General features: G+C 70.5%; 12 protein-coding genes. 9 read left to right on the top strand and 3 right to left on the bottom strand.

The annotated features are described in order from the left end of the window. Positions 1-83 precede the first annotated feature (83 nt). On the bottom strand, positions 84-911 hold the full coding sequence (locus LOS78_RS15580; RefSeq protein WP_230377420.1) for an EAL domain-containing protein: 828 nt from the start codon (positions 909-911) through the stop codon (positions 84-86). A gap of 101 nt (positions 912-1012) precedes the next feature. On the opposite strand from LOS78_RS15580, the gene LOS78_RS15575 reads away from it, so the two are divergent. Next, positions 1013-1591, top strand: a complete 579-nt coding sequence (locus LOS78_RS15575; protein ID WP_230377419.1) for a DNA-3-methyladenine glycosylase I — start codon at positions 1013-1015, stop codon at positions 1589-1591. Here LOS78_RS15575 and LOS78_RS15570 read toward each other — a convergent pair. Further along, on the bottom strand, positions 1566-2108 hold the full coding sequence (locus LOS78_RS15570) for a TlpA disulfide reductase family protein (RefSeq protein WP_230377418.1): 543 nt from the start codon (positions 2106-2108) through the stop codon (positions 1566-1568). The genes LOS78_RS15575 and LOS78_RS15570 overlap by 26 nt on opposite strands. Positions 2109-2130: 22 nt before the next feature. Here LOS78_RS15570 and argH point away from each other — a divergent pair, with 22 nt between their 5' ends. The 5 genes from argH (at position 2131) to LOS78_RS15545 (ending at position 7793) form a co-directional block, all read left to right on the top strand. Continuing rightward, entirely contained in the window at positions 2131-3540 is a 1410-nt protein-coding gene (argH, locus tag LOS78_RS15565) for an argininosuccinate lyase (RefSeq protein WP_028713270.1), read from the top strand. Next, positions 3537-3692, top strand: a complete 156-nt coding sequence (locus tag LOS78_RS15560) for a hypothetical protein (protein WP_230377417.1) — start codon at positions 3537-3539, stop codon at positions 3690-3692. The genes argH and LOS78_RS15560 overlap by 4 nt, the downstream gene beginning before the upstream one ends. Continuing rightward, complete coding sequence (locus LOS78_RS15555; RefSeq protein ID WP_230377416.1) at positions 3673-3948, top strand: DUF2834 domain-containing protein; 276 nt, start codon at positions 3673-3675, stop codon at positions 3946-3948. The genes LOS78_RS15560 and LOS78_RS15555 overlap by 20 nt, the downstream gene beginning before the upstream one ends. Continuing rightward, positions 3948-5213: a diaminopimelate decarboxylase gene (gene lysA / locus LOS78_RS15550; RefSeq protein ID WP_230377415.1), complete on the top strand. Its 1266-nt coding sequence runs from the start codon at positions 3948-3950 to the stop codon at positions 5211-5213. Before LOS78_RS15555 ends, lysA begins: the two co-directional genes overlap by 1 nt. 81 nt (positions 5214-5294) lie before the next feature. Then, positions 5295-7793: a DUF4175 domain-containing protein gene (locus LOS78_RS15545; protein WP_230377414.1), complete on the top strand. Its 2499-nt coding sequence runs from the start codon at positions 5295-5297 to the stop codon at positions 7791-7793. A gap of 105 nt (positions 7794-7898) precedes the next feature. Here the strand turns inward: LOS78_RS15545 and LOS78_RS15540 are convergent, their stop codons facing one another. Next, complete coding sequence (locus tag LOS78_RS15540; protein ID WP_230377413.1) at positions 7899-8927, bottom strand: zinc-ribbon domain-containing protein; 1029 nt, start codon at positions 8925-8927, stop codon at positions 7899-7901. Between the two features lie 138 nt (positions 8928-9065). Between LOS78_RS15540 and LOS78_RS15535 the strand changes: the two genes are divergently transcribed. The 3 genes from LOS78_RS15535 to LOS78_RS15525 are packed head-to-tail and all read left to right on the top strand — an operon-like array spanning position 9066 to position 11430. Then, the gene (locus LOS78_RS15535; protein ID WP_028713276.1) at positions 9066-9740 is read left to right on the top strand and encodes a cell division ATP-binding protein FtsE; all 675 of its coding nucleotides are present in this window, start codon (positions 9066-9068) and stop codon (positions 9738-9740) included. Next, the gene (locus tag LOS78_RS15530) at positions 9737-10666 is read left to right on the top strand and encodes an ABC transporter permease (RefSeq protein ID WP_230377412.1); all 930 of its coding nucleotides are present in this window, start codon (positions 9737-9739) and stop codon (positions 10664-10666) included. The genes LOS78_RS15535 and LOS78_RS15530 overlap by 4 nt, the downstream gene beginning before the upstream one ends. Next, positions 10666-11430, top strand: coding sequence for a 1-acyl-sn-glycerol-3-phosphate acyltransferase (locus tag LOS78_RS15525; protein WP_230377411.1), 765 nt, complete (start codon positions 10666-10668; stop codon positions 11428-11430). Before LOS78_RS15530 ends, LOS78_RS15525 begins: the two co-directional genes overlap by 1 nt. The last annotated feature ends 22 nt before the right edge of the window (positions 11431-11452 follow it).

The raw sequence follows: 11452 nt of genomic DNA, 5'->3' as shown, positions 1-11452 counted from the left end.
CCGGCGGCATGGATGCGACGATGAAAGCGGGCCGGGCGGCCGCGGATATGGCCGGAGCATTTCTACCATAAGGCGAATCGCGCTCAGCTGCGCTGGGCGGCAGAGCTGGGGGACCTCCACGGCGGCACGATGGTCGGCGCGCCGAAGTAATAGCCTTGCAGGCAGTCGATGCCCATGTCGATCAGGAAGGCGGCGTCATCCGCCGTCTCGACCGATTCCGCGACGGTGAACATGTCGAAATGGTGCGCGATGGATTGCAGCGCCCGGGCCAGGACCTGGTTGTCGCGCTGCTCGGCGATGTCGCGGATGAACTGGCCGTCGATCTTGATCATGTCGAAGCAGAAATCGCGCAGATAGCGGAACGAGGTGTAGCCGGCGCCGAAATCGTCCAGGGCGAAACTGACGCCCTGGGCCTGCAACTCATGCATGAATCGCCCGACCAGCTCCGGCATGCCCATGGCCGAGCTTTCGGTGATTTCCAGGATCAGCCGCTCGCCGATGCTGTCGTCGCCGGCGATGCCCTCGCGCAGCGTGCGCAGCCAGGCCGGATAGCCGATCGAGCGCGCCGACATGTTGATCGACAGCCGCAGCGAGGGTTCCTCGGCCAGCGATTTCAGGCCCAGGGCCAGCGACAGGCAGTCGATCTGGCGGCCCAGCTCGGTGGTTTCGGCCAGCGGCAGGAAGTCCCGCAGCGGCACGATTCGCCCGGTTTCGTCGATGATTCGGATCAGCCCCTCGTGGAAGGCCGCATGGTCGGGGCGTTCCGCCTGCACCACCGGCTGATAGGCCAGGACGGCATCGCCGCGCGAGACCGCCCGCCGCACCGTCGCCATCGTCACCCGCGACTGCTGATCGACGGCGAAACCCAGCGGAGAACCCATTTCCTTTTGCGAATCAATATTGTCGGTCATGCCAAGACTCCTGTCATCGACGGAAGTCTGGCGATCATCTCCTAAGATCGCGTAAACTGGTCCCGATTTCTCGACTCGAGGTTAACGGATCCTTGCCCGACATGACCGAACGCTGTGCCTGGTGCGGCTCCGACCCGCTTTACGTCGCCTATCATGACCATGAATGGGGGGTGCCGGAATACGATGCGCGCGCGCTTTGGGAAAAGCTGGTGCTGGACGGCTTCCAGGCCGGGCTGAGCTGGATCACCATCCTGCGCAAGCGCGACGCCTTCCGCGAGACCTTCGAGGGCTTCGATCCCGAGCGCGTCGCCCGCTGGGGCGAGGCCGAGGTCGAATCGGCGCTGAAGAACCCCGGCATCATCCGCCATCGCGGCAAGATCGAGGCCACCGTCAAGGGCGCCCGGCTTTTTCTGGACATCGAGGGTTCCGAGGGGTTCTCGCCCTTCATCTGGTCCTTCGTGGGCGGGCGTCCGGTGCAGAACCGTTTCGCCAGCATGGCCGAGGTCCCCGCCAAGACCCCGGAATCGGAGGCCATGGCCAAGGCTCTGAAAAAGCGCGGTTTCACCTTCTGCGGGCCGGTGATCGCCTATGCTTTCATGCAGGCCTGCGGGCTGGTCAACGACCATATGGTCCACTGTCCCGCCCATGACCGCGTCAGGGCGCTGTCGCCTGCCGGATAAGCGCCTTGGCCGTGTCCGAGGACCAGTCGGCGCCGCCGATCAGCCGGGCGACCTCGTTGCCGTCGCGGTCGATCAGCACCGTCACCGGCATGCCCATCACGCCCATCTCGCGCGCGAGCTGCTGGCGCGGGTCCAGCCGCACCGGCAGGTTGGCGATGTTCTCCTCGTCCAGGAACTTCCTCACCGCCGGGGGCGGGTTGTGGCCGGCGGCGATGGCGACCACCTCGAAATCCTCGCCGCCCATCTCGGCCTGCAAGGCGTCCAGCGAGGGCATCTCCTCGCGGCAGGGCGCGCACCAAGTCGCCCAGAAGTTCAACAGCACCACCTTGCCCTTCCAGTCGGCCAGGCTGTGCGTGCCGCCCTCGGGATCGGTGAATTCGGTTGCCGGCACCGGGGTCGGGTCGGTTTGCTGCAGCTTCGCCAGCCCGCCGTCATGCGCGGCCTGCCAGTCGATTTCCCCCGCGTAACCGGCATTTGCACCAAGGATCATCGCCGTATAAAGAACCAGCCAACGCATTCCACCCCCCGAAGGACAAGTCATGACCGAGCAGCCCGCCAGCACCGCCAACCAGATGTGGGGCGGACGTTTCGCCGCAGGCCCGGACGCGATCATGGAGGCGATCAACGCCTCGATCGGCTTCGACCAGCGGCTCTATGCCCAGGACATCCGGGGCAGCCGCGCCCATGCGGCGATGCTGGCCGCGCAGGGCATCATCAGCACTAGCGATGCCGAGGCGATCGGGGAAGGGCTGCTCACGGTCTTGTCAGAGATCGAGGCGGGCGGCTTCCCGTTCTCGACCGCGCTGGAAGACATCCACATGAACGTGGAATCGCGGCTGAAGGAGCTGATCGGCGAGCCGGCGGGGCGGCTGCACACGGCGCGGTCGAGGAACGACCAGGTGGCGACCGATTTCCGGCTGTGGGTGCGCGACCAATGCGACGCGGCGATCCAGGGGCTGGACGCGCTGATCCGCGCCACTTTGTCGCAGGCGGAAAAGGGCGCGGATTGGGTCATGCCGGGCTTCACCCATCTGCAGACCGCGCAGCCGGTGACCTGGGGCCATCACATGATGGCCTATGTCGAGATGTTCGGCCGCGACCTGTCGCGCTTTCAGGACGCGCGCCGGCGGATGAACGAATCGCCGCTGGGCGCCGCCGCGCTGGCCGGGACCGGCTTTCCCATCGACCGCGAGGCGACCGCGCAGGCGCTGGGCTTCGACCGGCCGATGGCGAACAGCCTCGATGCGGTCAGCGACCGGGATTTCGCGCTGGAATACCTGTCCTCGGCGGCGATCTGTGCCGTCCACCTGTCGCGGCTGGCCGAGGAGCTGGTGATCTGGTCCTCGGCCCAGTTCCGCTTCGTCACCATGTCGGACCGCTTCTCGACCGGCTCGTCGATCATGCCGCAGAAGAAGAACCCCGACGCGGCCGAGCTGATCCGGGCCAAGATCGGCCGCATCCTTGGCGCTGCCGTGGCGCTCTTCGTGGTGATGAAGGGGCTGCCGCTCGCCTATTCCAAGGACATGCAGGAGGACAAGGAGCAGGTCTTCGACGCGAGCGACAACCTGATGCTGGCGCTGGCCGCGATGACCGGGATGCTGTCGGACCTGACGGCGAACCGCGAGCGGCTGGAGGCGGCGGCGGGCTCGGGCTTTTCCACCGCGACGGACCTGGCCGACTGGCTGGTGCGCGAGGCCGGGCTGCCGTTCCGCGACGCCCATCACGTCACCGGCGCGCTGGTCGCCATGGCCGAGAAGCAGGGCGTGGACCTGCCCGAGCTGACGCTGGAGCAGATGCAATCGGTCAACCCGGCGATCACCGAAGACGTCTACAACGTGCTGGGCGTGCATAATTCTGTCGCCTCGCGCACCAGCTACGGCGGCACCGCGCCGGCGCAGGTCCGCGCCCAGATCGCGCGCTGGAAAGAGAAGCTGGGGGAAACCGCATGACGCAGCACCTGCTTCTGGCGCTGTTCGCGCTGATGCTGGCGACGCTGGCCGCCTGCGGCGTCGATGGCCCGCCGACCCGGCCCGGCCCTGCCGCCGAATCCGGCCTGCAGATCAGCGGAGAGGCGCAGATCGGTGTCGTCTCGAAGCTCTGAGCTGACGCCGCTGCGGCTGGTCTGGGCGGGGCTGGCGCTGCTTGGCGCCGCCGTGGCGCTGTGGCGGGGCGAGGCGCTCTGGCAGGGCGTCCGGGCGACCGAACTGGTGGCGCAGGCGGCGCTGGCGCTGTGGTGCCTGATCGAGACCATGCTGCGCCGCAACTGGGCGGCGCTTCTGACGTTTCCGGGGCTGGCGCTGGGGATCGGCTTTGCGCTGCCGCTTTATCTGTTCATCCGCTCTCGCAGGATCACCTGATGGACCATTTCAACTATGTCGACGGCTGGCTGCATGCCGAGGACGTGCCCCTGACCCGCATCGCGGCCGAGGTCGGCACCCCGGTCTATGTCTATTCCGCCGCCACGCTGACCCGGCATTTCAGGCTGTTCCAGCAGGCGCTGGCGTGGTGCGACCATCTGGTCTGCTTTGCGGTCAAGGCGAATTCGAACATCGCCGTGCTGAAGCTTCTGGGCGATCTGGGCGCGGGCATGGATATCGTCTCGGCCGGGGAATATGCGCGCGCCAGGGCGGCGGGCGTGCCGGGCGAGCGCATCGTCTTTTCCGGCGTCGGCAAGCTGGAACCCGAGATGCGCATGGCCTTGGAAGGCGGCATCCGACAGTTCAACGTCGAATCCGAGCCGGAGCTGGAGCTTTTGTCGCGCGTCGCGGCCTCGATGGGGGTCGAGGCGCCGGTCGCCGTGCGGGTGAACCCGGATGTCGATGCCAAGACGCATGAGAAGATCGCCACCGGCAAGTCCGAGAACAAGTTCGGCATTCCCATCGCCCGCGCGCGCGAGGTCTATGCGCATGCCGCGCGCCTGCCCGGGATCAAGGTGGTCGGCATCGACATGCATATCGGCAGCCAGCTGACCGACCTGGAGCCCTATCGCCAGGCCTATGCCAAGATGGCCGAGCTGACCCGCGCGCTGCGCGCCGACGGGCATGCGATCACCCGGCTCGACATGGGCGGCGGCCTGGGCATCCCATACCGGCGCGACAACAACGCCCCGCCGCTGCCCATCGAATACGGCCAGGTGATCCGCGATGCCGTGGGCGATCTGGGCTGCGAGATCGAGATCGAGCCCGGCCGCAACATCGCCGGCAATGCGGGCATCCTGCTGTCCTCGGTGATCTATCTGAAACAGGGCGAGGGGCGGGATTTCCTGATCCTCGACGCGGCGATGAACGACCTGATCCGGCCGGCGATGTATTCGGCGCATCACGACATCGTCCCGGTGCGCGAGGCGGCGCCGGGAGCCGCGGTCGCGCCGCATGACGTGGTCGGCCCGGTCTGCGAGACCGGCGACACCTTCCAGAAGGCGGTCGAGCTGCCGGCGCTGGGTCCGGGCGACCTGGTGGCGCTGCGCTCGGCCGGGGCCTATGGGGCGGTGATGGCCTCGGAATACAATTCCCGGCCGCTGGTGCCCGAGGTTCTGGTCAGCGGCGATCAATTCGCCGTCATTCGGGCGCGGCCGACGCTTGAGGAAATGCTGGGACGCGATACCATCCCGGAATGGCTCTGATCGCTCATTCCCGCGCCGCTGCGGCCGGGGGTTTCACACCCCCGGGCCCCCGTGGGATATTTGTCCAAGAAAGAAGCGGCCATGGCTGAACCGCGCCGTATCGGCTGGGCGGTCGGGCTGACCCGCGCCGGCATGTGGTGGGAGGCGCTGGCCGCGGCCTTCTGGCCCTTGGGCGTGTTGCTGGCGCTGGTGCTGGCGGCGCTGGCCTTCGGCGCGACCGATCTTTTCTCCTCGCGGGCGCTGATCTGGCTGATGGGTCTGGCGGCGCTGGCGGCCCTGCTGGCTGCGGGCTGGGGGCTGCGGCGCTTCCGCCGGCCTTCGGCCGAGGCGGCGCGGGAACGGGTGGACCTGGCCCTGCCGGGGCGGCCGCTTTCGGCGCTGCGCGACCGGGTCGCGGTGGGGGCCGGGGACGAGGGTGCGGACGCGCTGTGGCGCGCGCATCTGGCGCGGATGCAGGCCGCCGCCATGGCCGCGCGCCCGGTTGCGCCGGATGCGCGGCTGCGCTGGCGCGATCCGGTCGCGCTGCGGCTGGTCGGCCTGGTGGCGCTGGTCATGGCGCTGATCTTCGCGCCGCCCGGGCAGCTGGGGCAGGGCATCGCCGCGCTGGGTGCGACCTTCCGCCCCGCCCCCGAGGCGCGTCCGGGCCCCGAGGCCGGTCCGTCCTGGGAGGGCTGGGCCGAGCCCCCCGCCTATACCCGCCGCCCGACGCTTTACCTGAACGCCTTGCCCGAAGGGCAGCGGCTGGAATTGCCCAAGGGCTCGAAGCTGAGCTTCCGGCTTTACGGCGAGGGCGCCGAAATCGCGCAGGATATCGGCGCCGCGCTGCCGGGCGGCGAGCCCTCGGCGCCGGAATTCATGGCCGAGCGCGACGGGGTGATCGAGGTCGCGGGGCGGCGATTCGACGTGACCGTGCTGCCCGATGCCGCGCCGGCCGTCGCGCCCGGCAAGGCGCCCGAGCGGCGTGCCGACGGCCGGCTGGTGCAGGAATTCACCGCCAGCGACGACAACGGCATCGCGGCCGGGCAGGCGGTGATCGTGCTGGACCTGGATGCGGTCGACCGGCGCTTCGGCCTTGCCCCCGACCCCGAGCCGCGCGAGGCTGTGGCGCTGGACCTGCCGCTGCCCGCGACCGGCAGCCGCAAGGAGATCCGCGGCCGGCTGGTGGGCGATCTGTCGCGCCACCCCTGGGCCAACCTGCCGGTGACCGTCTCGCTGAGGGTGGAGGACGGCATCGGGCAGCAGGGCGCCTCGGCCCCGATGCGCATGGTGCTGCCGGGGCGGCGCTTCTTCGACCCCTTGGCGGCGGCGCTGATCGAGGTGCGGCGCGACCTGCTTTGGTCGCGCGGCAATGCCGGCCGCAGCGCCCAGGTCCTGCGCGCCGCCAGCTGGCAGCCCGAGGGCTTCATGGATGCCGAGCTTTACCAGGGATTGCAGGGCGCCGTCGGCGCGCTGGAATCCGGCAATCTGAGCGAAGAGGCGCGCAACAAGCTGGCGCAGCTGCTCTGGGACGCCGCCGTGGCGCTGGAGGATGGCGGACTGGCCGATGCGCTGGAGCGGATGAGCCAGGCGCAGGAGCGGCTTTCCGAGGCGATCCGCAACGGCGCCAGCCCCGACGAGATCCAGCGCCTGATGGACGAGCTGAAGCAGGCCACCGACGATTATCTGGACATGTTGGCGCAGCAGCAGGGGCAGGACCCTTCCGAGCGTTTCGACCGCTCGCCCCAGAACCGCCAGCAGATCACCGGCGACCAGATCCAGCAGATGATGGACGAGATCCACCGCCTGATGAACGAGGGCCGCATGGCCGAGGCGCAGGAATTGCTGGAGCAGTTCAACCGCATGATGCAGAACCTGCGGGTGACGCAATCCGAGGGCGGCGAGGGCGGGCGCCAGCGCCCCTCGGACCGGCTGGCCGAGACGCTGCGCGACCAGCAGAAGCTGGCCGACGAGGCGATGCGCCAGATGCAGGACCAATACGGCCAGTGGCAGCAGGGCGAGGAAGGCCAGGGCAGCCAGGACAACCAGCAGCTTGCCGACCGCCAGCGCGAGCTGCGCGAGGACTTGGGCCGCCAGCGCGGCTTGCTGCCCGGCCGCGGCACGCCGCAGGGCGAGGAGGCGCGGCGCCAGCTGGACGAGGCCGGCCGCGCCATGGAGGAGGCCGAGCAGGCGCTGCGCGAGGGGGATGCCGGCGGGGCGATGGAGCGGCAGGCCCAGGCCATCCAGTCCATGCGCGAGGGGATGCGGGCGCTTGGCGACATGATGGCGCAGGACCAGCAGCAGGGCCAGGATGGCGAGCCGCAGCAGGGCGGGCAGGAGAACGGTCCCGAAGGGCCCTCGGGCGATCCGCGCGGCCAGCGCGGACTGGCGCAGCCCTATGACCGCCGGCCGCAGACCGATCCGCTGGGCCGGGCGCTGTCGGGCGATGGCGGCTCGATCACCTCGGGCGACCCGCTGGCCGAGGGCGGCGATCCCTCGCGCAAGGCCCGCGAGCTGCAGGACGAGATCCGCCGCCGCAGCGGCGAGCGCGAGCGGCCCCGCGACGAACGCGACTATCTGGGCCGGTTGCTGGAGAGTTTCTGAGCCTGCCGCGGCTGGCGGTCGTTCGGGGCGCCGCGCCGGCGCGGCGGAGACTTCCCGACGCGGCCTGCCTGCCGGTCCCGGTCAGGGGCGCAGGGCCTCGGCAGCCTATTCCCCCCGGATGCGGTCATGCAGCCACAGCCGGCCGCGGTCGATCTGTTGGCGCCATTCCGCCAGCGGCCCGCCGCCCTCATCGGCCGGGATCTGCGGGGCCAGCGCATAGCTGGCCACCAGCCCCAGCGCCAGCATCGCGGCAAGGCCGAAGCCCGAGGCATAGCCCGTGCGGCGCGGCCTCGGCACGATCACAGGCACCGGCGCCTCGCGCGGGGCGGGCTCGGCGGCCGTGTCGGCCGGTGCCGCCTCTTCGGCAGCGGCGGGGCGCAGCAGGGGCAGGACGGGCGGTTCCTCGGCGGCCGCCCCGGCCGCGCCGCCGGGCAGGGACGGCGCCGAGCGAGTCAGGGTCGCGGCCAGTTCCTGGGCATCGGGCAGGATGGGAATGATCGGCTCGGGCTGGTCAAAGGCCGACGTGTCCTCGACCGGGGCGGCCAACGGCTCGGGCCGAGGGGACGGGTGCAGAGCTTGCGGATCTCCGGCTTCGGACTGCGGGACCGGATCCGCGGCCGGCTGCGAGGCGGCACCGATCCCGGCGGGCGGTTCCGCCTCCGGGCGGGCGGGGGCGGGCTCGGCCAGCGGGGCTTCGGTCACGGTGGTGGCGGGCCAGTCGATCGCCGGGCCGGCGGCCGCCTCTCCGTCGCCGGAAAGCGCGGGTTCGGCGGGCTGCGTTGCGTCGGCCGCGACATCAGGCGGGACAGCGGGCGGGGCCTCGGCCGCCTGCGTCGCGGGAATGTGATCGGGTTCGGCGGGCTGCGCCTCGGAGCGGCGGGCGCCCAGTTCGCGCGCGGCTTCCTCGCGCAGGATGGCCAGCACCGATTCGTCCAGCGGCCGGTTCAGCGCCGGGCGCGCCTCGGGGTCGTAGGGGCCGCGTTCCGGAGCAGCCGGCGACGGCGCGGATTTTCCCGGCCCCGGCTGGCGCCAGACATGGCTGCAGGCCGAGCATTCGACCTCGCGCCCCGAGGCGGGAATGGCGGATTCCGCGATCTCGTACTGGGCCGCGCAGCGGGGGCAGGTCAGGCGCATGGGCGGGTCTTTCGTCTCCGGACAGGGGCGGTTTCGGTCATGCGGGCGTCTCGCATTCGCCGCGCGACTGTTCTATCAAGCCACGAACCGCGCGCCAAGCAGCCCGCTCGGAAAGGCCCGCTCAGAAAGGGACGACCAGTGATCGAGATGCAGAACCTGTCCTTCGGCTACAGCGGCAACGATCCGTTGCTTGCCGATATGTCGCTGACGCTACAGCCGGGTTCCTTCCATTTCCTGACCGGCCCTTCGGGTGCGGGCAAGACCACCTTCCTGCGGCTCTGCTATGCCGAGCTGCTGCCGAGCGCCGGGCGCATGACGGCATTCGGCCAGGACGTGCGCGGGCTGTCGCGCGACGGCATCGCCGCGCTGCGCCGCCGGGTGGGGGTGGTGCATCAGGACACGCAATTCCTCGACCACCTGCCGGTGGCCGAGAACATCGCCCTGCCGCTGCTGGTCTCGGGCGAGCAGGTGGACATGCCGGCCCTGGGCGACCTGCTGGCTTGGGTGCAGCTGTCCGGCCATGCCCGCGCCATGCCGCCGGAACTGTCGGGGGGAGAGCGGCAGCGCGCCGCGCTGGCCCGCGCCGTCATCATGTCGCCCGACCTGATCCTGGCGGACGAGCCGACCGGCAACCTGGACTGGGACATGTCGATGCGGCTGCTGCAGCTGCTGATCGAGCTGAACCGCTCGGGCAAGGCGGTGCTGATCGCGACGCATGACCTGAACCTGATCCGCGCCGCCAAGCAGCAGGTGCAGGCGCGGGTGCTGCGCATCGCGGGCAAGAGGCTGCAACTGGCGGGGGCGGACCTGTGAAGAAAGCCGAACTGAAATCGCTCGACCTGGCGACGTTGTGGCGGGGGCTGACCCGGCCGGACCCGGCGGGAACGGACCGCGTGGTGCCGCCGACCGGCTTCACTGCGCAGCTGACGGTGTTCTCGGCCGGCGCCATGGCCTTTCTGGCGGTCTTTGCGCTGGCGCTGGCGCTGGCCACCGGCCGGCTGGCCGAACGCTGGTCGACCGAGCTGGCGCAGACCGTGACCGTGCGCATCTCGGCCCCCGAGGACCAGATCGACGAGCAGACCGTGACGGTGATGGAGGCGCTGAAGACCACCCCGGGCATCGCCGAGGCCAAGCTGCTGCCCGATGAGGAGGTGGAAAAGCTGCTGGAGCCCTGGTTCGGCCCCGATGTCCCGGTTGAGGCTCTGCCGGTGCCGAGGCTGATCGAGATCACCGAGGCCGCCGAGGGTTTCGATGCCGCCGCGCTGCGCCTGCGGCTGCAGGGCGAGGCGCCGGGCGCGGTGCTGGACGACCATACCCGCTGGCGCCAGCCGCTGGTCTCGGCGGCGAACCGGCTGCGGGTGCTGGGGCTCGTCTCGCTGCTGCTGATCGCTGCCGCCTCGGGGGCGATGATCACGCTGGCCGCGAAGGCGGCGCTGGCCGCGAACGGGCAGGTGATCCGGGTGCTGCGGCTGATCGGTGCGCGCGACATCACCATCGCCACCGCCTTCGTGCGCCGCTTTACCCGCCGCGCCGCCATGGGCGCGGCCGGGGGCACGGCGCTGGGGATGGCGGCCATCTGGGCGCTGCCCTCGATGGATCAGGCGGGAAGCTTCCTGACCGGGCTGGGGTTTCAGGGCTGGGGCTGGCTCTGGCCGCTGCTGGTGCCGCCCGCCGCCGTCGCGATCGGCTTTGCCGCCACCCGCTGGGCGGCGCTGAAGATGCTGCGCGAGGTGCGCTGATGAATCCCTACCATCCGCGCCCGCCTTCGCCCTTGGACTGGCTGCGCGCGGTGGTCTATTACCTTTACGCGGCGCTGGTGACCTTTGCGCTGGGGCTGTGGGGCCTGCCGCAGGTGCTGGTCCATCCCGAGCGCGCGCATCGCGTCGCCCGCCTGTGGCTGGACCAGATGCTGGGCGCGGCGCGGGTCATCCTGGGGGTGCGCATCGAATATCGCGGCACGCCGCCCGCGGGAGAATGCATCGTCGCCTCGAAGCATCAGAGCTTTCTCGACATCCTCGCGCTGGCCCACGCCTGTCCGCGCCGCGCCTTCGTGATGAAGCGCGAGGTGCTGCGCGTGCCGATCATGGGCTGGTTCGCCCGCAAGGTCGGCTGCATCCCCATCGACCGCGCGCGCGGCAAGGAGGCGATGAAGCAGATCATCGCCGGCATCGAGGCCGCCCGCGCCCGCCCCGAGGGTCTGGGCCAGCTCATCATCTATCCCGAGGGCACCCGCACCCGGCCGGGGCAGAAACTGCCCTACAAGCACGGCGCCGGCACGATCCAGCGCGCGACCGGCCTCTCCATCCATCCCGTCGCGGTGAATTGCGGCCTGTTCTGGCCCAAGCGCGGCATCCCGATCCGCGGCGGCACCGCGGTGATCGAGTTCCTGCCGCCGATCCCGGCCGGCCAGCGCTCGACCGCGGTGATGGAGCTTCTGGAGGCACGGATCGAGACCGCCAGCGACCGGCTGCTGGCCGAAGCGGGCGGCCCGCCGCCGGCCTGACGGCTGACGCAAGGTCAGGGGC

It is taken from the genome of Paracoccus sp. MA (assembly GCF_020990385.1).
Taxonomy (GTDB): Bacteria; Pseudomonadota; Alphaproteobacteria; order Rhodobacterales; family Rhodobacteraceae; genus Paracoccus.
The sequence above is the reverse complement of the archived record's forward strand: the minus strand, read 5'-3'. Positions and strand labels throughout refer to the sequence as shown.

Bases quoted from the DNA above. Each gene is read 5' to 3' on its own strand.
- LOS78_RS15580 (WP_230377420.1), bottom strand. From the start codon at position 911: ATGACCGACAATATTGATTCGCAAAAGGAAATGGGTTCTCCGCTGGGT.
- LOS78_RS15575 (WP_230377419.1), top strand. From the start codon at position 1,013: ATGACCGAACGCTGTGCCTGGTGCGGCTCCGACCCGCTTTACGTCGCC.
- LOS78_RS15570 (WP_230377418.1), bottom strand. From the start codon at position 2,108: ATGCGTTGGCTGGTTCTTTATACGGCGATGATCCTTGGTGCAAATGCC.
- argH (WP_028713270.1), top strand. From the start codon at position 2,131: ATGACCGAGCAGCCCGCCAGCACCGCCAACCAGATGTGGGGCGGACGT.
- LOS78_RS15560 (WP_230377417.1), top strand. From the start codon at position 3,537: ATGACGCAGCACCTGCTTCTGGCGCTGTTCGCGCTGATGCTGGCGACG.
- lysA (WP_230377415.1), top strand. From the start codon at position 3,948: ATGGACCATTTCAACTATGTCGACGGCTGGCTGCATGCCGAGGACGTG.
- LOS78_RS15545 (WP_230377414.1), top strand. From the start codon at position 5,295: ATGGCTGAACCGCGCCGTATCGGCTGGGCGGTCGGGCTGACCCGCGCC.
- LOS78_RS15540 (WP_230377413.1), bottom strand. From the start codon at position 8,927: ATGCGCCTGACCTGCCCCCGCTGCGCGGCCCAGTACGAGATCGCGGAA.
- LOS78_RS15525 (WP_230377411.1), top strand. From the start codon at position 10,666: ATGAATCCCTACCATCCGCGCCCGCCTTCGCCCTTGGACTGGCTGCGC.